General features: G+C 42.7%; 26 protein-coding genes. 8 read left to right on the forward strand and 18 right to left on the reverse strand.

The genetic code is table 11. From position 1 onward, the window contains the following. Positions 1 to 8: 8 nt before the first annotated feature. The 10 genes from M1F37_RS06760 to M1F37_RS06805 all read right to left on the reverse strand — a co-directional run bounded on the left by M1F37_RS06760 (position 9) and on the right by M1F37_RS06805 (position 6,702). Positions 9 to 749 carry a class I SAM-dependent DNA methyltransferase gene (locus M1F37_RS06760; protein ID WP_247935265.1) on the reverse strand — a complete coding sequence of 247 codons (741 nt, stop codon included), beginning with the start codon at positions 747 to 749 and terminating at the stop codon, positions 9 to 11. Positions 750 to 858: 109 nt separating this feature from the next. Continuing rightward, positions 859 to 1,212, reverse strand: coding sequence for a ribosome silencing factor (gene rsfS / locus M1F37_RS06765; RefSeq protein ID WP_247935232.1), 354 nt, complete (start codon positions 1,210 to 1,212; stop codon positions 859 to 861). A 12-nt stretch (positions 1,213 to 1,224) separates the two neighbouring features. Then, on the reverse strand, positions 1,225 to 1,725 hold the full coding sequence (locus tag M1F37_RS06770) for a cysteine hydrolase family protein (protein WP_247935233.1): 501 nt from the start codon (positions 1,723 to 1,725) through the stop codon (positions 1,225 to 1,227). Further along, complete coding sequence (yqeK, locus tag M1F37_RS06775) at positions 1,726 to 2,319, reverse strand: bis(5'-nucleosyl)-tetraphosphatase (symmetrical) YqeK (RefSeq protein WP_247935234.1); 594 nt, start codon at positions 2,317 to 2,319, stop codon at positions 1,726 to 1,728. After that, the gene (locus tag M1F37_RS06780) at positions 2,319 to 2,948 is read right to left on the reverse strand and encodes a nicotinate-nucleotide adenylyltransferase (RefSeq protein WP_000963713.1); all 630 of its coding nucleotides are present in this window, start codon (positions 2,946 to 2,948) and stop codon (positions 2,319 to 2,321) included. The genes yqeK and M1F37_RS06780 overlap by 1 nt, the downstream gene beginning before the upstream one ends. A gap of 51 nt (positions 2,949 to 2,999) precedes the next feature. Continuing rightward, complete coding sequence (gene yhbY / locus M1F37_RS06785) at positions 3,000 to 3,311, reverse strand: ribosome assembly RNA-binding protein YhbY (RefSeq protein WP_000060171.1); 312 nt, start codon at positions 3,309 to 3,311, stop codon at positions 3,000 to 3,002. Positions 3,312 to 3,525: 214 nt separating this feature from the next. Then, complete coding sequence (gene yqeH, locus M1F37_RS06790) at positions 3,526 to 4,632, reverse strand: ribosome biogenesis GTPase YqeH (protein ID WP_247935235.1); 1,107 nt, start codon at positions 4,630 to 4,632, stop codon at positions 3,526 to 3,528. A 2-nt stretch (positions 4,633 to 4,634) separates the two neighbouring features. Beyond that, on the reverse strand, positions 4,635 to 5,162 hold the full coding sequence (locus M1F37_RS06795) for a YqeG family HAD IIIA-type phosphatase (protein WP_247935236.1): 528 nt from the start codon (positions 5,160 to 5,162) through the stop codon (positions 4,635 to 4,637). Positions 5,163 to 5,178: 16 nt separating this feature from the next. Then, complete coding sequence (locus tag M1F37_RS06800; protein WP_247935237.1) at positions 5,179 to 6,084, reverse strand: magnesium transporter CorA family protein; 906 nt, start codon at positions 6,082 to 6,084, stop codon at positions 5,179 to 5,181. Between the two features lie 51 nt (positions 6,085 to 6,135). Next, positions 6,136 to 6,702, reverse strand: coding sequence for a mechanosensitive ion channel family protein (locus tag M1F37_RS06805; RefSeq protein ID WP_247935238.1), 567 nt, complete (start codon positions 6,700 to 6,702; stop codon positions 6,136 to 6,138). Between the two features lie 151 nt (positions 6,703 to 6,853). Between M1F37_RS06805 and sstT the strand changes: the two genes are divergently transcribed. Together sstT and M1F37_RS06815 are read left to right on the forward strand one after the other, a co-directional pair. Next, positions 6,854 to 8,059, forward strand: coding sequence for a serine/threonine transporter SstT (sstT, locus tag M1F37_RS06810; protein ID WP_247935239.1), 1,206 nt, complete (start codon positions 6,854 to 6,856; stop codon positions 8,057 to 8,059). Positions 8,060 to 8,277: 218 nt separating this feature from the next. Then, positions 8,278 to 9,231, forward strand: coding sequence for an aromatic acid exporter family protein (locus M1F37_RS06815; RefSeq protein ID WP_247935240.1), 954 nt, complete (start codon positions 8,278 to 8,280; stop codon positions 9,229 to 9,231). 363 nt (positions 9,232 to 9,594) lie between these two features. On the opposite strand, the gene M1F37_RS06820 is transcribed toward M1F37_RS06815, so the two are convergent. After that, entirely contained in the window at positions 9,595 to 11,139 is a 1,545-nt protein-coding gene (locus M1F37_RS06820; protein WP_247935241.1) for a peptide chain release factor 3, read from the reverse strand. 303 nt (positions 11,140 to 11,442) lie between these two features. Beyond that, complete coding sequence (locus M1F37_RS06825) at positions 11,443 to 11,517, reverse strand: hypothetical protein (RefSeq protein WP_232610068.1); 75 nt, start codon at positions 11,515 to 11,517, stop codon at positions 11,443 to 11,445. A gap of 293 nt (positions 11,518 to 11,810) precedes the next feature. On the opposite strand from M1F37_RS06825, the gene gatC reads away from it, so the two are divergent. From gatC to nusB, 6 genes are all read left to right on the forward strand, one after another. Next, positions 11,811 to 12,113: an Asp-tRNA(Asn)/Glu-tRNA(Gln) amidotransferase subunit GatC gene (gatC, locus tag M1F37_RS06830; protein ID WP_247935242.1), complete on the forward strand. Its 303-nt coding sequence runs from the start codon at positions 11,811 to 11,813 to the stop codon at positions 12,111 to 12,113. Beyond that, the gene (gene gatA / locus M1F37_RS06835; protein WP_247935243.1) at positions 12,113 to 13,579 is read left to right on the forward strand and encodes an Asp-tRNA(Asn)/Glu-tRNA(Gln) amidotransferase subunit GatA; all 1,467 of its coding nucleotides are present in this window, start codon (positions 12,113 to 12,115) and stop codon (positions 13,577 to 13,579) included. Before gatC ends, gatA begins: the two co-directional genes overlap by 1 nt. Next, complete coding sequence (gene gatB, locus M1F37_RS06840) at positions 13,579 to 15,021, forward strand: Asp-tRNA(Asn)/Glu-tRNA(Gln) amidotransferase subunit GatB (RefSeq protein ID WP_247935244.1); 1,443 nt, start codon at positions 13,579 to 13,581, stop codon at positions 15,019 to 15,021. Before gatA ends, gatB begins: the two co-directional genes overlap by 1 nt. Before the next feature lie 132 nt (positions 15,022 to 15,153). Beyond that, positions 15,154 to 15,714 (forward strand): elongation factor P, encoded by a 561-nt coding sequence (gene efp, locus M1F37_RS06845; protein WP_000568643.1) that lies wholly within the window; start codon positions 15,154 to 15,156, stop codon positions 15,712 to 15,714. 21 nt (positions 15,715 to 15,735) lie between these two features. After that, on the forward strand, positions 15,736 to 16,125 hold the full coding sequence (locus M1F37_RS06850; protein ID WP_247935245.1) for an Asp23/Gls24 family envelope stress response protein: 390 nt from the start codon (positions 15,736 to 15,738) through the stop codon (positions 16,123 to 16,125). Beyond that, a complete protein-coding gene (gene nusB, locus M1F37_RS06855; RefSeq protein ID WP_247935246.1) occupies positions 16,118 to 16,543 on the forward strand; it encodes a transcription antitermination factor NusB in 426 nt (141 codons plus the stop codon). Before M1F37_RS06850 ends, nusB begins: the two co-directional genes overlap by 8 nt. 114 nt (positions 16,544 to 16,657) lie before the next feature. Here the strand turns inward: nusB and M1F37_RS06860 are convergent, their stop codons facing one another. From M1F37_RS06860 to fabF, 6 genes are read right to left on the reverse strand one after another with little or no spacing between them, the layout of a single operon-like run. Continuing rightward, positions 16,658 to 17,425, reverse strand: coding sequence for an acetyl-CoA carboxylase carboxyl transferase subunit alpha (locus M1F37_RS06860; RefSeq protein WP_247935247.1), 768 nt, complete (start codon positions 17,423 to 17,425; stop codon positions 16,658 to 16,660). Beyond that, a complete protein-coding gene (gene accD, locus M1F37_RS06865; protein WP_247935248.1) occupies positions 17,422 to 18,288 on the reverse strand; it encodes an acetyl-CoA carboxylase, carboxyltransferase subunit beta in 867 nt (288 codons plus the stop codon). Before accD ends, M1F37_RS06860 begins: the two co-directional genes overlap by 4 nt. Before the next feature lie 36 nt (positions 18,289 to 18,324). Further along, positions 18,325 to 19,692 (reverse strand): acetyl-CoA carboxylase biotin carboxylase subunit, encoded by a 1,368-nt coding sequence (gene accC, locus M1F37_RS06870; protein ID WP_247935249.1) that lies wholly within the window; start codon positions 19,690 to 19,692, stop codon positions 18,325 to 18,327. Positions 19,693 to 19,703: 11 nt separating this feature from the next. Next, positions 19,704 to 20,126: a 3-hydroxyacyl-ACP dehydratase FabZ gene (fabZ, locus tag M1F37_RS06875; RefSeq protein ID WP_000565509.1), complete on the reverse strand. Its 423-nt coding sequence runs from the start codon at positions 20,124 to 20,126 to the stop codon at positions 19,704 to 19,706. Further along, positions 20,123 to 20,608, reverse strand: a complete 486-nt coding sequence (gene accB / locus M1F37_RS06880) for an acetyl-CoA carboxylase biotin carboxyl carrier protein (protein WP_247935250.1) — start codon at positions 20,606 to 20,608, stop codon at positions 20,123 to 20,125. Before accB ends, fabZ begins: the two co-directional genes overlap by 4 nt. Before the next feature lie 2 nt (positions 20,609 to 20,610). Beyond that, complete coding sequence (gene fabF / locus M1F37_RS06885) at positions 20,611 to 21,846, reverse strand: beta-ketoacyl-ACP synthase II (protein WP_247935251.1); 1,236 nt, start codon at positions 21,844 to 21,846, stop codon at positions 20,611 to 20,613. Positions 21,847 to 21,867: the final 21 nt, after the last annotated feature.

Consider the following 21,867-nt stretch of genomic DNA (forward strand, 5'->3'; position numbering starts at 1 on the left):
ATATTCTCCTACTTCTGTGCCACAAAAAACCAACGGTTGCTAGTTTCTGTTGGCTCCTTGTCCTCAAAGTCCGCATAGAGTTTGAAGGATTTGAAACCAGCCTGTTCCAGCAAAATATCATAGGTTAAGACCTCGTATGTACGCTCCTCATGCACCTCATCGTGACGACTAAAGGATCCGTCTGCTTCCTTGATAAAGAAAGTCAGTTCATGCACGATAGAGTGAGGGGCTTCGTCCTCATAGGTGTCCCAAAGCATGGCAAAGTCTTCTGCATTTTCATGATAGGAATAACCTGGAAAAACGTCGTCAGTCTGGTAAGTCGAATGCACATCAAAGATAAAAACACCATCTTCATTTAAGGCATTATAGACTTCTTTAAAAACGTCCCCTACTTCCACCTCATCCTGCATGTAACAGATTGAGTCCGAGTAACACGTGACAAAATCGTATTTACCTGCCTTGGACAAATCCAGCATATTGCCTTCAATAAAATCAATCTTTTGCTTGGCTGAAGCTGCTCTCTTCTCCGCTATCTTTAACATATCCGCGCTCAAGTCCAGTCCAGTTACATCAAAACCTGCCTGAGAAAAGCGCACAGACTGAATACCTGTCCCACAAGCCAACTCCAAGAGTTTCTTTCTCTCCTTAGTCTTTGGCAAATGACGGAGGGAAAAATCCGTCCATTTATCGTATAAACTATCGTCCATCACAGCATCATAAACAGCCGCAAAGGTTTCATAAGTCGCCATAATCATGCTACTAAGAGCTCCATGGTAAACACCACTAGCCCTTACCTTTCTATCCATTTTTTCTAAAATAAGCAAATAAAACCCAGTTGACTACAACTGAGTTCATCTTCTAGGCCAAAGCTTCTGAAATGTCTACTGAATCCGCCTCATGCCATAGTTTTTCAAGGTTATAGTGGGCACGCATTTCTTCTGAGAAGATATGCACAACGACACTGCCGAGGTCTAGCAAGACCCAACCTCCAGCTGCATCGCCTTCGACATGGCTGCCTTTAAAGCCTGCTTCAGCTACTTTTTCACGGATATTGTCAGCGATAGCGTCCAACTGACGGCTATTCATCGAGCTAGTAATGACAAAGTAGTCCGTCACGCTGGTCAAATCTTGTACGTCAAGTGCAAGGATATCTTCCGCACGTTTCTCATCAGCCGCCTTCACGACTAGTTCTAGTAATTCTTTTTCTTTCATTTAATCCTCTTTCTAGAAAATATGTTTGTAATTTAGGACATCTGCAAAGCGCCCCTCCCAAATGCCCTCATAAAATTCATTTATCGTTTCTGCTGGAATGTCATCGCCATCAAACGTTGTGCAAGTTCCTTCTGGAATAATAAGCTGATAGCCATATTCAAAGGCAACCTTGACAGAGGTATCCACACAATATTCTGTCTGCATACCACATAAAACTAATTTTTCAATCCCCTGTTTATCCAAGTATTCTTTTAAACCAGTTTCTTTGAAAATACTGTTATACTTCTTCTGAAAGACCTTTTCATTAGGTTTTCGACTTAAAAACTCAGATAACTGCCAATCTTCTGATGTTTGAGCTTCAGAGTTCTCAATATGTTGAACATAGATAATTTCGATATTCTTGCTTCTAGCCTGGTTTTGTAAATAAGAAATTTTTTCCAATAGACTTTTTGTCTGAAACCCAGTTTCCACTAAAATATTCTGAACATCAATGATTATAAAAGCCGTCTTCATTTAGTCCTCTTTCAAATAGTGTACAAAGGCGTTATAGGTTTCAAGGGTTTGGGGATAGATGGGAAATCCTTGATGAGCCAAATGCTCCACAGTTCGTGCCGTTTCGTAGGCCACTGCCTTATTAAGTGACAAACTTGCAATTTCACGCGCCTGATCCACGCCTGGAAAGGCACGATTGTGCTCGATATAATCTGCGACGTAGATGACTTTATCTAGATCGGTCATCTGACCAGCTCCGACTGTATGGATTTCAATAGCTCGCAGGATTTCAGAGTCTTGCAAATCCAAATCTTCCTGAATCTTGTAGATGCCAACCATACCATGCCAGACATTATTGCCCCAGTTTTTGAGGTCAGGGTCTAGCTGATAACGGTCAATCAAGTCTAGAAATTCCTGATCTGACAACTTTTTAGCATAGTCATGAAGGAGACCTGCTAGACCTGCTTTATCGGCATCGACTCCGAATCGTTCTGCAAGTTCAATGGCTGCACACTCTACACCCAAGCAATGGGTTACACGTTTTTCAGGTAGAAGCTCTGCCATTCTTTCCAACAAAACCTCACGGGAACAGTTGATATAGTCTTGGTATGCCATCAGTAAAGCCCCTCCTTCTCGATGTAGTCTAGCACTGGCTGAGGTAGGAGAAAGTTGGGTTTCCGACCTTGGGCAATGAAGTCACGCACCATGCTGGACGAGATGTCCATGAGAGGCACATCCACCCAGATAACTGGATAGGAAGTCCCAGCCTTGTAACGTGGGCGCTGAACTCCCACAAACTGAACCATGTCGACCAGCTCATCAATTCGGTACCATTTAGGCAGATAGTCCACCATATCAGCCCCGATAATGAAGTAATAATCCGTGTCTGGATGTTGTTCCGTCAAAATCTTCATGGTGTCGTAGGTGTAGGAAATTCCCTTGCGCTCTAACTCGATTGTTTCAATGGCTAAGCCTTCAATCCCCTCAATCGCCAACTCAAGCATCTTGAGCCGATGGTGCTCGGGGATGGTTTCCTTTTTATCTACATGAGGTGGTTGGTATTCGGGCATGAGCAGGACCTGGTCCAGTCCCAACTGTTGTCGTACTTGGTCCGCCACAACAAGATGGGCATTGTGAACAGGGTTAAAATTTCCGCCTAAAATCCCGACTTGTTTGCGTTTTTTCTCCTTGATTTCTGGCTCCAACTCTACCTTGGTAAAGGGAGTCAATAATTCGATTGCCATAGGCTCGTCTTCCTTTAATTCTCTGTAAAAACAGTTGTTTGGAGTAGGGTTTTAGATTTCTTTGACTTTCTTGGAAATCTTGCGATTTTCTTTCTTGCTGGATTGTTTATACAAAATCAAGATGCGTCCGATTTTTTGGACCGTATCCACACCGATTTCTTCTTCCAAGATTTCAGCTACTTCGTGGATGTTTTCATCTGTGTTTTGCAAGAGCGTAACTTTAATCAATTCGCGAGCGTCAAGAGCTTGACGGACGCTGGTTTTGATTTGGTCGTTGAGACCATTTTTCCCGATTTGGATGATGGGTTTGAGGGTGTGTGCCTGGCTGTTGAGGAAGGCACGTTGTTTTGATGTTAATGACATAATTTCTTTAAAAGAGTTTCTTTTAATACTTTTCTGAAGTGGTGACGGACGTCAGCAAAGTCCTTCGGACTTTCATGACTAAAATTTGAGCCTAAGGTCTCTAATTTTCCGCAGTTGGTACAATTCCTTGTACCAACTGACACCACGGCGAAAAGTATTCTCTACAGGGCTCGCCCTGCTCGCCCGAATTCAGATAACCCTTTCCTTTCTGTGTTTAAATAATTGCTTTGCGTGTGACGACGGCGACGCCTTCTGGTGCCCAGACGGCGACTTTGGCAGTTCCTGTTACGCGAATCCAGCCTAGTCCTGAGATAACTAGATCTGTCTTATCCTTGATATTAAAGACATGTTGGACTAGTTTTGGAAAATCTTCTTTTTCCTTGCTATTTGGCGGTGTTAGAAGAGTTCCAAGGTGCTTGTCGTAAAAGGCACTAGCGCCCTCAAGCTTGGTACGGTGGAGTTTGAGTTCATTGTCAAAGAAGGCTGTGAATCCTTGCTTTTCTCCTGCAATGAAGTCAAAGCGTCCCAAACCACCTAAAAACAGGGTTTGCTCGGGATTAAGCTGATAGGTTTTAGGCTTGATTTCCTTTTTAGGACTGACATACTTGAGGTTTTTAGCCGTCAAGTAGTGGGCCATCTGATGACGGTGGATAATTCCCGGTGTATCGTAGATATATGAACCGTCGTCAAGCGGAATCTCAATCTTGTCCAAGGTTGTCCCTGGGAAGCGCGAAGTCGTGATGACATTCTGATCACCCGTAATTTCCTGGATAATAGCATTAATAAGAGTTGATTTCCCAACATTGGTTACCCCAACAACATAGACATCACGGCCCTTACGGTAATGTTCAATCTTGTCAATGACTTCCTTAATGGCATGTTTGTTTTGTGCCGAAGTTAGGACGACATCGACTGGACGAAGACCCTCTTCGTGGGCACGCTCCATCAACCACTGGCTAATCTTGCCCGGTTTAACAGACTTGGGCAAGATATCTTTTTTATTTCCAACCAAGAGGACATCATTGCCCGAGACAAAACGTGGCAAGCCTGGGATGACAGAGCCATTAAAGTCAAAGATATCAATGACATTGACCACCAAGGCATCACTGTCTCCCACCTCGTGCAAGAGCTTGAGGAAATCATCATCCGTCAACTGGACATCCGTGATTTCATTGTAGTGGCGGAGACGGAAACAGCGTTGGCAATAGACTTCACCAGTCTCCAAACCTTTTTCAAGTGCCGACTGGGGGGTAAAGCCAAGACCAGCCTTGTCTGTCGTCTGAATGGTTGCTCCACAACCAATACAGAGAATTTCTTCCATAGTTAAATTCCTTTTTTATATGTAATTGGCCCGTACTTTTCAGTGATTTTTCGCATGACACGGCGCTCACGAGCTCGGTTAATCTGCGTTTTGATCGAATCGTGTTGGACCAAGGGTTTGACTAAAATCGAGCGAATGCCTGCACGGTGGGCTGCTCGAATATCTGTCATGAGCTGGTCGCCAACCATGACTACTTCACTTTTCTCATAGTGGAATTCCTTCATGGCACGGTCAATTCCCAATGTGAAGGGCTTCAAGGCCCAATAAATGTAATCAATTCCAAACTTCTCAACTGCTCTTTGGACGCGTTTCTTAGTGTTATTTGAGACTACGATGATGCGAATACCAGCATCACGAAGGTCATGCAACCATCGTTTCATCTCTGGAGTCCCGTCAGGGTTATTCCAAGCAATGAGAGTATTATCTAAATCCACCAAAACAGCTTTTATTCCTTGTTTTTGCAGGCTTTCTACTGTCAAATCATAAACTGCTTCCACAGCAAAATCTGGCATGTAATTTTCAATCGCCATTCTGGCTCCTTCTCTTTTATTTTCTAGTAATTTTCTTCAGCCATTGAGATAAGGCTGCCCATAAAATCAAGCTAGCCATTAAGATATAAATCCAAGCATTTGGCTCTTCTGTAAATGGTAGAGGAACATTCATTCCGAAGAAACCTGTAATAACCGCAAGTACTGCTAGTAAGACGGAGACAATAGTCAAAATTGTCAAACTATCATTCAAGTTATTGTTTAGGATGTTGTTGTAAGAAGCTGAGAGTTGTTGCAAGACTTGAGAAATCAAGTCTGTCATAGACACCAACTGATGGGCTTCAATCATGGCATCATCAAACTGCTCTCGTTCGACATCATTAAATCTCCGATAAAGAGCATGGCCCTGGATATGTTCCAAGAGGAGTCGATTTTGTTTTGCCGCTGCTGTCAAGTAAACCATACCTGTCTCCAAGTCGGACAGGGCGAAGAGATTTTTCTTTGTTGTAGTTTGACGTAGCAAGGCACTAATTTCGTCCTTACTTTTATCCATCTCTTCAATGACAGGATAATAAGCGTTACTGATAATCTCTAAACCAGCAAAGAGAAACTTGTAAATAGAAAGCGACTCATGGCTATCCAGATAAGCTAACATCTGATCAATGACATAAGCATTCTTATGGTTGCTGATGGTAATCATTCGTTTGTTTTCAACGATAAAGGTCATGGGAATCGCTTCATAGTAATCCTTGTCCTTTTCTAAGTCCAGAACATTGTAGATAAAGGTCACAGTCCCATTCTCACGGTTATAATCCATATGGGCACGTTCATTTTTATCCAGTGCGTATTCAATGGTTTCTTTGTCCAAACCGTAGATTTCAGAAAGGTCTTCTAGTTTTTTCAACTTGTCCAAATCTAAGTTAATCCAGATACAACCATTTCCCAGTTTTTTTTCTAAAAACATCTTCTCTCCTTTACCAAACTCTTTCTATTGTACCATAAATCTGCTAAAATTTCAGGCCTGGTCTGTCCGAGAGAAATTGCTGACGACGGTGATATTCCGATTGGGAACGAAGTGCAGAACCTGGTCTTCTCCTCGGAGTTGAGTCGTTCGAATACCGACGCTGATGACCTTGCCCGATACAGTAATAGGACCATTTGTCAGAACAACCTCATCTCCCACATCCAGTTGACGTTCAAAAAGGATAAAAAAGCCATTGATGACATCAGACAGAAAGCCTTGAGCTCCCATCCCAATAGCCACCCCAGCAATCCCAGCACCTGCCAGCAAACTAGAAACTGGCAAACCTAAAATCGACAAAATGCAATAGAGCAAAAAGAAATAAAGAGTATAATTAAACATATTTTCTAACAGACGTGAGATTGTTTTCTGACGTCCGACATCATGACGAGACATTTTTAGAGAAGGTTTGACAATTCTCTGCACCATGGTATGGAGCAATTTCTTAGCTATATAGAAAAGTAAAAATAGAAATAACAGAGAAATTAACTTTGTTAGGATATTCTCAATAATCGTTGTTATATCAAGCTTATTGAGGTAGGTTTGAAAAAATTCTTGCATAGAAAACTCCTTTCATTTATTATACCATACTTTCACAAGTGATGAATCTCCATAAATATTCAAAAATAATTTCAAAAATAGACAGAAAATTCTTGATTTTAGTTCATATTTATACTATAATCATAAACATTACACAATAAAGGAGATTGTTATGAAAAAATTCATTCATGCTTGGAATAAGGCAAGCCTGATCAAACGGATTTTGATTGGCATGCTTCTTGGAGGAATCCTTGGACTGACGTTTCCTACTGTTTCAGGAATTGGTCTACTTGGAGATCTCTTTGTTGGTGGTCTAAAAGCCATCGCACCAATTCTGGTATTTGCCCTCGTTGCTAACGCCCTTTCCCAACATCAAAAGGGCCAAGATAGCAATATGAAAACCGTTATCTTTCTTTATTTAGTGGGAACCTTTGCAGCGGCACTTGTGGCTGTCTTTGCTAGTTTCATCGTTCCAGTTGAAATTACCTTAAATAGTGTCAATACAGAAATTACACCACCAGATGGGATTGGCCAGGTCCTCAGCAACCTTTTACTCAAACTAGTTGACAATCCAGTCAATGCCCTCATTACTGCCAACTACATTGGTATTCTATCTTGGGCAGTTATTTTTGGGATTGCCATGAAAGAGGCCAGCAAAAACAGTAAAGAATTGCTAAAAAACATGGCTGATGTGACTTCTAAAATTGTCGAATGGATCATCAACCTAGCTCCATTTGGAATCCTTGGCCTTGTTTTCAAAACTATCTCTGATAAAGGAATCGGAAGTCTAGCTAACTATGGAATCTTACTTGCCCTCTTGGTGACAACCATGTTCTTTGTAGCTCTAGTAGTCAATCCACTAATTGCCTTCCTCTTTATGAAGAGAAATCCTTATCCTCTCGTTTGGAAATGTTTGCGTGTCAGCGGTGTAACAGCCTTCTTCACTCGTAGTTCTGCTGCCAACATCCCTGTCAACATGAAACTATGCCATGATCTTGGACTCAACCCAGATACCTATTCAGTTTCTATCCCACTTGGATCTACTATCAACATGGCAGGAGCAGCAATTACCATTAACGTTTTGACTCTTGCTGCAGTTAACACTCTTGGAATCCCTGTTGACTTTGCGACAGCCTTTGTACTTAGTGTAGTCGCAGCTATCTCAGCCTGTGGTGCTTCTGGTATTGCCGGAGGATCCCTCCTTCTTATCCCAGTTGCTTGTAGCCTCTTCGGTATTTCTAACGATATTGCCATGCAAGTGGTTGGGGTTGGATTTGTGATTGGGGTCATCCAAGACTCATGTGAAACAGCCCTCAACTCTTCTACAGATGTCCTCTTTACTGCCGTTGCCGAATACGCAGCAGCCCGTAAAAAATAACTCATAAAGGCAAGCCGGCTTCGGTCTTGTCTTTTCCTCTTTTATTCTAATACTCTTCGAAAATCTCTTCAAACCACGTCAGCTTCACCTTACCGTATAGATGTTACTGACTTCGTCAGTTCTATCTGCAACCTCAAAACAGTGTTTTGAGCAGCCTGCGGCTAACTTCCTAGTTTGCTTTTTGATTTTCATTGAGTACAACTTACTAGGAAATTCTTATGTCTATCAGCCAACGTACGACCAAACTCATCTTAGCTACCTGTCTTGCCTGCCTTCTTGCTTATTTTCTCAATCTTTCTTCAGTTGTCTCAGCTGGAATCATCGCCCTCTTAAGCCTCTCTGATACGCGTAGAAGTACTTTAAAACTGGCCCGCAATCGTTTTTTTTCCATGCTTCTAGCTTTGGTTATCGGAGTTTTGGCTTTTCACTTGAGCGGATTTCATATCTGGAGCCTTGGCCTCTATCTTGCCCTCTATGTGCCTCTAGCCTACAAGATGGGCTGGGAAATTGGCATCACACCAAGCACTGTTTTGGTTAGCCACCTCTTGGTACAAGAGTCAACCTCTCTAGACCTCCTAGTCAATGAATTCCTTCTCTTTGCTATTGGTACAGGATTTGCCTTACTGGTCAATCTCTATATGCCTTCACGAGAAGAGGAAATCCAGCACTACCACACATTAGTAGAAGAAAAGTTAAAAGATATTCTCCAGCGCTTCAAATATTATTTATCCAGAGGGGACGGACGCAATCGAGCACAGCTGGTTGAAGAATTGGACACCCTTTTGGAAGAGGCTCTCAAACTGGTCTATCTAGATCACTCTGACCACCTCTTTCACCAGACCGACTACCATATCCACTACTTTGAGATGAGACAACGACAAAGTCGTATCCTGCGAAACATGGCCCAGCAGATCAATACCTGTCACCTAGCTGCCAGCGAAAGTCTGATTTTAGCGCAACTCTTTTCAAAAATTGCAGGTCAACTAAGCCAGACCAATCCTGCTTCTGATTTGCTAGATGAAATCGAACGCTATCTAGAAGTCTTTCGGAACCGCAGTCTACCCAAGACAAGAGAAGAATTTGAAACCCGTGCCACCCTTCTTCAACTCCTCCGTGAAGCCAAAACCTTCATCCAAGTAAAAGTTGATTTTTACCAAAAATACGGACAGTAAAAAAGAAAACTTCAGACCAATCACAAAAGGTGAATATCTGAAGTTTTCTTTTATTTGTAAGTTATTACCATAAATGTTAATAATAGGACGAACAAGGTCTAATATTCAACATCTTTTTATAAAAGGCTAAGGTAAAACCCTACATACTTTGCTATCTTATTATCCACTACACAGAGTTTGGCAAATCGATTCCATTTGCCAAACTCAGCTAGCAAGGCAGTTACCCTTTTCTATCTATTACGACAGAAAAATCCACGAATCGATAATATTCGTGGATTTTTCCTAGTGAAGCGTTTAGGTAAGCCGGCATAGCGGTTACCGTCAAATGACAGCAACTTTATGTTGCTAGTCATTTGTAACGATTTACATTTTCTCTTCCAACTCTACGTCTGGATACTTGTCCGCAAACCAGCGGAGGGCAAAGTCATTTTCAAAGAGGAAGACCGGTTGATCAAAACGGTCTTTGGCCAAGATATTTCGGCTTGACGACATGCGTTCATCCAAGTCCTCAGGCTTGATCCAACGAACAGTCTTTTTACCCATCGGGCTCATAACTACTTCCGCATTGTACTCGCCTTCCATACGGTGCTTAAAGACTTCAAACTGGAGTTGACCTACCGCTCCCAGCATGTACTCACCTGTTTGGTAATTTTTATAAAGCTGAACAGCACCTTCTTGCACCAATTGCTCGATACCCTTGTGGAAGGATTTTTGCTTCATGACATTCTTAGCAGAAACTTTCATGAAAATCTCAGGTGTAAAGGTTGGCAGGGGTTCAAATTCAAACTTGTTTTTTCCAACCGTCAAAGTGTCCCCAACCTGATAAGTACCTGTATCGTAAACCCCGATGATATCTCCTGCTACCGCATTGGTCACATTCTCACGACTTTCAGCCATAAACTGAGTGACATTCGACAGTTTGGCACCCTTACCAGTACGAGGAAGATTGACACTCATACCACGCTCAAATTCACCCGATACGATACGGACAAAGGCGATACGGTCACGGTGACGAGGGTCCATATTGGCTTGGATTTTAAAGACAAATCCTGAGAAGTCCTTGTCGTAAGGATCCACAATTTCTCCGTCTGTTTTCTTGTGTCCATGTGGTTCTGGAGCAAACTTGAGGAAGGTTTCAAGGAAGGTCTGCACACCAAAGTTTGTCAAAGCTGAACCGAAGAAGACTGGCGTCAATTCTCCAGCCAAAATAGCTTCCTCTGAAAACTCATTCCCAGCTTCATTTAACAGTTCGATATCATCCTTGACTTGCTCGTAGAAAGGATTGCTGCCAAAAAGTTTATCCCCATCTTCCAGACTAGCAAAACGCTCATCTCCTTTATAGAGCTCCAAACGTTGGTTATAGAGGTCATACAAGCCTTCAAAGGCTTTCCCCATCCCGATAGGCCAGTTCATCGGGTAGCTAGCAATGCCCAAGACTTCTTCCAATTCCTGCAAGAGATCTAGTGGTTCACGACCATCACGGTCCAGCTTGTTCATAAAGGTAAAGACCGGAATGCCACGATGTTTCACAACCTCAAACAATTTCTTGGTTTGGGCCTCAATACCCTTGGCAGAGTCCACTACCATAACCGCAGCATCCACCGCCATCAAGGTACGATAGGTATCCTCTGAGAAGTCCTCGTGCCCTGGAGTGTCCAGGATATTGACTCGTTTACCATCATAGTCAAACTGCATCACAGATGAGGTTACCGAGATCCCACGTTGTTTCTCGATATCCATCCAGTCAGACTTGGCAAAGTTTCCTGTCTTCTTTCCTTTTACAGTACCAGCCTCACGAATTTCTCCCCCAAAGTAGAGCAACTGCTCAGTAATGGTCGTTTTCCCCGCGTCCGGGTGAGAGATGATGGCAAAGGTTCGACGTTTCTTAATTTCTTCTTGAATATTCATAAGTTCTCTTTCTTTGATTCTCTATTTTAAGTTGTTTCAATAGCTAAGAATGATTTTTACATTGGATTTTACCATTCCTTTCAACACTCCATTATATCGGATTTTAGCATTTTTTTCAATTTCTATTTTATATAAGACACTGCTAGAGTAGAACAATTCCACTTGCAATTTTTAAAATAAATGTTACAATGAATATAGATAGAAAAAGGTGTTGCGTCAACAACACCCTACAAAGCCGTTTAAGACGGTGGCTGTAATTACATAACTAAAAAATAGCTCGTTAACTCGCCAAAGTTAGGACGGCTATTTTTTTGTCTCTTTTACCAATTCAAGGATGAACTTCAGGAGCGTGATAACAAAGTTACCAGCTACAAACATGAGCGTCAAAGCCTCAAAGGGTAACAAATCTGGTTACTCCTTTCTACTAAGATTTTACGGGTTCTGCACATAAACATCACCCTCCTTTCGATTTCGTAACCACCGTCTTCACTTCTCTGTTATACCATTGTATCATATAATTTCCCCTTTGAAATCCGCTTTTCAAACAAATCATCATTAAAACACATTCTCTAGCCTCCACATGTCTTTTTTCAGCTTTACCTCCCTTATTTATAGGAAAATATGGTAAAATAGAACAGACTAAAAATCATCATTTCACGAAAGGATGCAAGATGAAAATTACGCAAGAAGAGGTAACACACGTTGCCAATCTTTCAAAATTAAGATTCTCTGAAGAAGAAACTGCCGCTTTTGCGACTACCTTGTCTAAGATTGTTGACATGGTTGAATTGCTGGGCGAAGTTGACACAACAGGTGTCGCACCAACTACAACTATGGCTGACCGCAAAACTGTACTTCGCCCTGATGTGGCTGAAGAAGGAACAGACCGTGAGCGCCTGTTTAAAAACGTACCTGAAAAAGACAACTACTATATCAAGGTGCCAGCTATCTTAGACGACGGAGGAGATGCCTAATGACTTTCAACAATAAAACCATTGAAGACTTGCACAATCTCCTTGTTTCTAAGGAAATTTCTGCAACAGAATTGACCCAAGCTACGCTTGAAGATATCAAGTCACGCGAGACAGCTATTAACGCTTTTGTTACAATCGCTGAAGATCAAGCTCTTGCTCAGGCTAAAGCTATTGATGAAGCTGGAATTGACGCTGATAATGTCCTTTCAGGAATTCCCCTAGCTGTCAAGGATAACATCTCCACAGACGGTATTCTCACAACTGCTGCCTCAAAAATGCTCTACAACTATGAGCCAATCTTTGATGCGACAGCCGTTTCCAATGCAAAATCTAAAGGTATGATCGTCGTTGGAAAGACCAACATGGACGAATTTGCCATGGGTGGATCAGGTGAGACTTCACACTATGGTGCCACTAAAAATGCTTGGGATCACAGCAAGGTTCCTGGTGGGTCATCAAGTGGTTCTGCTGCAGCTGTAGCGTCAGGGCAAGTCCGCTTGTCGCTTGGTTCTGATACTGGTGGTTCCATCCGCCAACCAGCTGCCTTCAACGGGATCGTTGGTCTCAAACCAACCTACGGAACGGTTTCTCGTTTCGGTCTCATTGCCTTCGGTAGCTCTCTAGACCAAATCGGACCTTTTGCACCAACTGTTAAGGAAAATGCCCTCTTGCTCAACGCTATTGCCAGTGAAGATGCCAAAGACTCCACTTCTGCTCCTGTCCGTATTGCCGACTTTACTTCAAAAATCGGGCAAGACATCAAGGGCATGAAAATTGCTTTGCCTAAGGAATACCTTGGTGAAGGAATTGACCCAGAAGTTAAGGAAACTATTCTGAATGCTGCTAAGCACTTTGAAAAACTTGGTGCTATCGTTGAAGAAGTGAGCCTGCCTCACTCAAAATACGGTGTTGCCGTTTACTACATCATCGCTTCATCTGAAGCTTCATCAAACTTACAACGCTTTGACGGTATCCGTTACGGCTACCGCGCAGAGGATGCAACCAACCTTGATGAAATCTATGTAAACAGCCGTAGCCAAGGTTTCGGTGAAGAGGTGAAACGTCGTATCATGCTAGGTACTTTCAGCCTTTCATCAGGTTACTATGATGCTTACTACAAAAAGGCTGGACAAGTCCGTACCCTCATCATCCAAGATTTCGAAAACGTCTTTGCAGATTACGACTTGATTTTGGGACCAACTGCTCCAAGCGTTGCCTATGACTTGGATTCTCTCAACCACGACCCCGTTGCTATGTACTTAGCTGACCTTTTGACAATTCCTGTCAACTTGGCAGGTCTACCAGGAATTTCGATTCCTGCTGGATTCTCTCAAGGTCTACCTGTCGGTCTCCAATTGATCGGTCCTAAGTACTCTGAGGAAACCATTTACCAAGCTGCTGCTGCCTTTGAAGCAACAACAGACTACCACAAACAACAACCCGTGATTTTTGGAGGTGACAACTAATGAACTTTGAAACAGTCATCGGACTTGAAGTCCACGTAGAGCTAAACACCAATTCAAAAATCTTCTCACCTACTTCTGCCCACTTTGGAAATGACCAAAACGCCAACACTAACGTGATTGACTGGTCTTTCCCAGGCGTACTGCCAGTTCTCAATAAAGGTGTTGTCGATGCCGGAATCAAGGCTGCTCTTGCCCTCAACATGGATATCCACAAAAATATGCATTTTGACCGCAAGAACTACTTCTACCCTGATAATCCAAAAGCCTACCAAATTTCTCAGTTTGATGAGCCAATCGGCTATAACGGTTGGATTGAAGTCGAGCTAGAAGACGGTACAACTAAGAAAATCGGTATCGAACGTGCCCACCTAGAGGAAGACGCTGGTAAAAACACCCACGGTACTGATGGCTACTCTTATGTTGACCTCAACCGCCAAGGGGTGCCCTTGATTGAGATTGTATCTGAAGCCGACATGCGTTCGCCAGAAGAAGCCTATGCTTATCTGACAGCCCTCAAGGAAGTCATCCAGTACGCTGGTATTTCTGACGTTAAGATGGAAGAAGGTTCTATGCGTGTGGATGCCAACATCTCCCTTCGTCCTTATGGTCAAGAGAAATTCGGTACCAAGACTGAGTTGAAAAACCTCAACTCCTTCTCAAATGTTCGCAAGGGTCTTGAATACGAAGTCCAACGTCAAGCTGAAATCCTACGCTCAGGTGGTCAAATCCGCCAAGAAACACGCCGTTACGATGAAGCCAACAAAGCAACCATCCTCATGCGTGTCAAGGAAGGTGCTGCAGACTACCGCTACTTCCCAGAACCAGACCTACCTCTCTTTGAAATCTCAGATGAGTGGATTGAGGAAATGCGTACTGAATTGCCAGAGTTTCCAAAAGAACGCCGTGCGCGTTACGTGGCTGACCTTGGTTTGTCAGACTACGATGCTAGTCAGTTGACTGCTAATAAAGTCACTTCTGACTTCTTTGAAAAAGCTGTTGCCCTCGGTGGTGATGCCAAACAAGTCTCTAACTGGCTCCAAGGAGAAGTCGCTCAGTTCTTGAACGCTGAAGGCAAAACACTGGAACAAATCAAACTAACACCAGAAAACTTGGTTGAAATGATTGCCATCATCGAAGATGGTACTATCTCTTCTAAGATTGCCAAGAAAGTCTTTGTCCATCTAGCTAAAAATGGCGGTGGAGCGCGTGAATACGTGGAAAAAGCAGGTATGGTTCAAATCTCAGATCCTGATGTTTTGATTCCAATTATCCACCAAGTCTTTGCAGATAACGAAGCCGCAGTTGCAGACTTCAAGTCAGGCAAACGTAACGCAGACAAGGCCTTTACAGGCTTCCTTATGAAAGCAACCAAAGGCCAAGCCAACCCACAAGTCGCCCTTAAACTCCTTGCCCAAGAATTGGCGAAGTTGAAAGAAGATTAATATATAAAATAAACCAGCCCTGAGGTTGGTTTTTTTGGCTCCCACCATCTCCCAATAACTATTTTGGCTTTATTTCCAGAAGATTTTATGGTAAAATGAAGAGTAATAATATTTATAAAAAGAGGTAAAATCATGATCGAAGCAAGCAAATTGAAAGCTGGTATGACATTTGAAACTGCAGACGGAAAATTGATCCGCGTTTTGGAAGCTAGCCACCACAAACCAGGTAAAGGAAACACGATCATGCGTATGAAATTGCGTGATGTCCGTACTGGTTCTACATTTGACACAAGCTACCGTCCAGAAGAAAAATTCGAACAAGCTATTATCGAAACTGTTCCAGCTCAATACTTGTACAAAATGGATGAAACTGCCTACTTCATGAACACTGAAACTTACGACCAATACGAAATCCCAGTCGTAAACGTTGAAAACGAATTGCTTTACATCCTTGAAAACTCTGATGTGAAAATCCAATTCTACGGAACTGAAGTAATCGGTGTAACTGTACCAACTACTGTTGAATTGACAGTTGCTGAAACACAACCATCTATCAAGGGTGCTACTGTTACAGGTTCTGGTAAACCAGCAACTATGGAAACTGGACTTGTTGTCAACGTTCCAGACTTCATCGAAGCTGGACAAAAATTGATCATCAACACTGCAGAAGGAACTTACGTTTCTCGTGCCTAATCTCTAGAAAGAGGTCATTCTATGGGAATTGAAGAACAATTTGGCGAAATCGTTATCGCTCCACGTGTACTTGAAAAAATCATTGCCATCGCAACTGCTAAAGTTGATGGTGTTCACTCATTTTCAAATAAATCCGTATCTGATACTCTATCAAAACTCTCTCTTGGTCGTGGTGTTTATTTAAAAAATATCGAAGAAGAGCTGACAGCTGATATCTATCTCTATCTTGAGTACGGTGTGAAAGTACCAAAAGTTGCTCTGGCTATTCAAAAAGCGGTTAAAGATGCTGTCCGTGATATGGCTGATGTGGAACTTGCTGCTGTCAATATACATGTTGCAGGAATCGTTCCAGATAAAACACCAAAACCTGAGTTGAAAGATCTATTTAACGAGGACTTCCTCAATGACTAGTCCATTATTAGAATCTAGACGCGAACTTCGTAAATGCGCTTTTCAAGCTCTTATGAGCCTTGAATTCGACACAGATATGGAAACAGCTTGTCACTTTGCCTACACGCATGACCGTGAAGATACAGATGTGCAAATCCCTGCCTTTCTTCTAAACTTGGTTTCTGGTGTTCAAGCTCAAAAAGACGAGTTGGATAAACAAATCAACCAGCACCTCAAGTCAGGCTGGACAGTTGAACGCTTGACCTTGGTCGAAAAAAACTTACTACGCTTGGGTATCTTTGAAATCACTTCATTTGACACACCTCAGCTGGTAGCAGTCAATGAAGCTATTGAACTCGCTAAGAATTTTTCAGATCAAAAATCAGCCCGCTTTATCAACGGACTGCTTAGTCAATTTGTAACTGAAGAAAATGAATAATCGAAAAGGTGTTTGGTCTTCCAAGCACCTTTTGACTTTCCCATCTACACAGAGTGAGACCCACACAAAAACTAGAACTGACAGTCAGTTCTAGTTTTTGCGTATTCTGAAGTATTAGTATTTTCTAAATCGTTGATAGCGTTCTTCCAACAACTCTGCTAGCGGTTTTTGTGAAAGTAAAGCTAGCTCAGCTTGAAGTTCTTTTTTGACACTCTTAATCAATTCCTTGCTAGAAAGTCCTGCTTCAGAAATCACTTTATCTACCACGTCCATTTCTAACAATTCATGTGAGGTGATTTTCATCAGTTCTGCCGCTTCCATAGCACGAGTGCCGTCTTTCCATAGAATGGAAGCAAAACCTTCTGGACTGAGAATGGCATAGATGGAATTTTCCAGCATCCAGACACGGTCTGCGACTGCTAGAGCCAGAGCCCCACCTGAACCACCTTCACCGATAATGATAGCGATAATCGGAACTTTCAGGTCACTCATTTCCATGAGATTGCGAGCAATAGCTTCCCCTTGACCACGTTTTTCCGCTCCGACACCAGGATAGGCACCTGCTGTATTGATAAAGGTCACAACTGGACGGCCAAATTTTTCAGCCTGTTTCATCAACCGTAGGGCCTTGCGGTAGCCTTCTGGATGAGGTTGGCCAAAATTCCGTTTAAGGTTATCTTGTAAACTCTTGCCTTTTTGAATACCAACCACTGTTACAGCTTGATCTCCAAGCCAGCCAATACCGCCAACAACTGCACCATCATCACGAAAAGAACGGTCACCGTGTAATTGGATAAATTCATCAAAAATGCCTGTCGCAAAGTCCAAGGTTGTCAAGCGACTCTGCTCACGCGCTTCTCTGACTATTTTTGCAATATTCATCTAGGACTCCCTCCGTGCAATCTGACTAGGCTAGCAATGGTATCTGGCAAGTCTCTTCTTTTGACAATAGCATCCACAAAGCCATGTTCCAATAGGAATTCTGCCTTTTGGAAATCCTCAGGCAAGCTTTCACGAACCGTATTTTCAATCACACGACGCCCAGCAAAACCAACCAAGCTCTGTGGTTCAGCCAGAATGATATCGCCTTCCATAGCGAAAGAAGCTGTTACACCACCTGTCGTTGGATCTGTCAAAATGGTCAGGTAAAAGAGACCAGCATTTGAATGGCGTTTAACCGCTGCAGAAATCTTGGCCATCTGCATGAGACTCATGATTCCTTCCTGCATACGGGCTCCACCAGAGGCTGTGAAGAGAACAACTGGTAATTGTTCAACAGTCGCATACTCAAACAAACGAGTGATTTTTTCACCTACAACCGTGCCCATAGAAGCCATGATAAAGTTGGAATCCATAATCCCAAGAGCCACAGTCTGACCCTTAATAAGAGCGGTTCCTGTCACAACAGCTTCATCCAGCCCTGTTTTTTCACGCATAGCTGCTAGTTTCTTTTGATAACCAGGGAAATGCAAGGGATCCTTACTTTCAATCCCTGTAAACAATTCCTTGAAGGTTCCCATATCAATTGTCAAAGCCAAGCGTTCTTGGGCAGAAATACGAAAGGTATAGCTACAGTGCGGACAGATACGCTCACTTCCCAGATCCTTCTGATAGATGGTATGCTTACAGCCTGGACACTGGGAGAATAATTCATCTGGAACCTCTGGCTTGGCTTGAGGTTTTTCCCTAACCGAACGATTGGGATTGATTCGAATATACTTATTTTTTTTACTAAATAGAGCCATTGATTCCCCTTTTCGGTTTAAACTCTTGAAGTCATTTTATTCTTTTTCTTGATATTTGGGTAAGAAGGTTTCCATCAAGAAGGAAGTATCATAATCTCCAGCAATGACATTGCGATCTGAAATGAGGTCAAGCTGGAAATCTGCATTGGTCTGCACCCCTTCTATCTCTAATTCATAGAGGGCTCGTTGCATTTTCATCAAAGCATCAAAACGATTCTCCCCATGAACGATGACTTTGGCAATCATACTATCATAATAAGGCGGAATAGTATAGCCTGGATAAACTGCTGAATCCACGCGCAAACCAACTCCTCCACTTGGCAGATAGAGATTGGTAATCTTACCTGGACTAGGAGCAAAGTTGAAGGCTGGGTTTTCTGCATTGATACGACACTCGATGGCATGACCGCGTAGGACAATATCTTCTTGCTTAACAGACAGAGGCTGACCTGCTGCAATGCGAATCTGTTCCTTAACGATATCCACGCCTGAAACAAATTCTGTTACTGGATGTTCTACTTGTACACGAGTATTCATTTCCATGAAATAGAAGTTTCCACTGGCTTCATCAAGAAGAAACTCAATGGTCCCTGCATTCTCATAGCCTACAGACTCTGCAGCGCGAACAGCAGCAGCACCGATTTCATTGCGCAACGTTTTTCCGATTGCAATCGAAGGACTTTCTTCCAAAACCTTTTGATTATTCCGTTGAAGAGAACAATCCCGTTCCCCCAAGTGAATCACATGTCCATGCTCATCACCTAGGATTTGAACTTCGATATGACGAGCTGGATAGATGACTCGTTCTATGTACATGGCACCATTGCCATAATTGGCCTTGGCTTCGCTAGAGGCAGTTTCAAAGGCTGAAACGAGGTCCTCTGGTTTTTCAACCTTACGAATCCCTTTACCACCACCACCTGCTGAAGCCTTGAGCATAACAGGATAGCCAATTTTTTCAGCAACAATCAAAGCTTCCTCAGAGTTGTGCACTTCTCCATCCGAACCTGGTATAACAGGCACGCCTGCTTTAATCATCTGAGCACGCGCATTAATCTTGTCTCCCATCATATCCATAACATGACCAGATGGACCGATAAACTTGATACCAACTTCTTCACACATGGTTGCAAATTTGGAATTTTCACTGAGAAATCCAAAACCTGGGTGAATGGCTTCTGCCTCAGTCAAGACTGCAGCTGATAGAACCGCATTGATATTGAGATAAGACTCTGTTGCCTTGCCAGGACCGATACAAACTGCTTCATCTGCCAAAAGCGTATGAAGGGCTTCCTTATCAGCAGTTGAATAAACTGCTACCGTCTCAATCCCCAATTCACGCGCTGCACGGATAATCCGAACCGCAATTTCACCTCGATTGGCAATTAAAATTTTTCGAAACATGGAGAACCTCCTTAGTTCCCTATTGCAAAGGTAAGAGTACCACTAGCTGCAAGCTTACCATCCACTTCAGCCTTTGCTTCAACCACAGCAATTGTGCCACGACGTTTTACAAAGGTTGCTGTCATAAGCAATTGATCTCCAGGTACAACTTGCTTCTTGAATTTGACCTTGTCCATACCAGCGTAAAAGACAAGTTTTCCTTTATTTTCAGGTTTTGATAACTCCAAGACACCAGCTGTTTGCGCCAAGGCTTCCATAATCAGAACACCTGGCATCACTGGATATTGAGGGAAATGGCCGTTAAAGAAGGGCTCATTGATGGTCACATTTTTGATAGCAACAATGGTATCCTCGCTCACTTCCAAGACACGATCAACTAGGAGCATAGGATAACGGTGGGGAAGAGCTTCTTTGATTCCTTGAATATCGATCATTTGATACGTACCAACCCTTTACCAAACTCAACCATCTCTTCGTTAGAAACGAGAATTTCCGTTACCACACCATCCTTAGGAGCTGGGATTTCATTCATGACTTTCATGGCTTCGATAATCACCAATGTTTGACCTTTTTTGACACTATCACCAACTGTGACGAAGGCAGGTTTATCTGGACCAGCAGCCAAGTAAGCCACCCCAACAAGTGGGCTCTCTACAACATCTCCCTCAGCAACTACACTTGCTTCAGCTGGAGCTGGAACTTCTTCTGCTACAGTCTCTGCTGGAGCAGATGTAGTAGCTACTGGACTCGGGGTTGCTGTAACTTGCGCTGGAGCTACTTGAGCTGCAACTTCAGGCACAAGTCTAGCTTCATTCTTGCTAAACTGCAACTCATCCGTCCCGTTCTTATAAGAAAATTCTCTCAAACTTGATTGGTCAAATTGAGCCATCAAGTCTTTAATATCGTTTAAATTCATACTTATTTATTCTCCCAACGTTTGAAAGCAAGAACTGCATTGTGACCACCAAAACCAAAGGTATTTGAAATAGCGTATGGAATTTCTTGCTCCAAGCCTTGTCCGTAAACGACATTGGCTTCGATATAATCTGATACTTCACTTGTTCCAGCTGTCATTGGTACAAAGTTATGACGCATAGCTTCGATGGTTACGATAGCTTCTACTGCACCTGCAGCCCCTAGCAAATGTCCTGTGAAAGACTTGGTTGATGATACAGGTACTTCCTTACCAAGAACAGCTACGATGGCACCACTTTCTCCTTTTTCGTTAGCAGGAGTTGACGTTCCGTGAGCATTGACATAGGCTACTTGCTCTGGAGAAATCTCAGCTTCTTCCAAGGCCAGTTTGATGGCCTTGATAGCACCCTGACCTTCTGGATGCGGAGAAGTCATATGGTAGGCATCACAGGTATTTCCGTAACCAACTACTTCGGCAAGGATCGTTGCTCCACGTTTTTCCGCATGTTCAAGGCTTTCAAGAACCAACATCCCTGAACCTTCACCCATAACAAACCCATTGCGGTCCTTATCAAATGGGATAGAAGCACGACTTGGATCCTCTGTAGTAGAGAGAGCTGTCAGGGCTTGGAAACCAGCAATCGCAAAAGGTGTAATAGAGGCTTCTGAACCACCTACCAACATAACATCTTGGAAGCCAAACTTAATTGAGCGGAAAGCATCTCCAATTGCGTCATTTGATGAAGCGCAGGCAGTATTGATGGATTTGCAAACACCGTTTGCTCCAAAACGCATGGCAACATTTCCTGAAGCCATATTTGGTAAGGCTTTTGGAAGGGTTAATGGTTTCACACGTTTTGGTCCTTTATCATTTAGGCGAAGCACTTGATCTTCAATTTCCTTGATTCCACCAATACCAGAAGCCACGATAACACCAAAACGATCTTTATCAAGAGCCTCTACATCTAAATTGGCATGATTGACAGCCTCTTGAGCCGCATACAAGGCATATAAAGAATAGTTATCAAAACGATTGGTATCTTTCTTTACAAAGTATTTATCAAAAGGAAAATCTTGAATTTCTGCCGCATTATGCACATCAAAGTCACTATGATCAAATTTTGTAATTGGACCAATTCCGATTTTTCCAGTTGTCAAACTATTCCAAAATTCTTCTGGTGTATTTCCGATTGGAGATGTTACTCCATAACCTGTTACTACTACGCGATTTAGTTTCATCTTTTTCACCTCTAGCTTCTG

Source organism: Streptococcus mitis, from assembly GCF_023109105.1.
GTDB classification, from domain to species: Bacteria; Bacillota; Bacilli; order Lactobacillales; family Streptococcaceae; genus Streptococcus; species Streptococcus mitis_BW.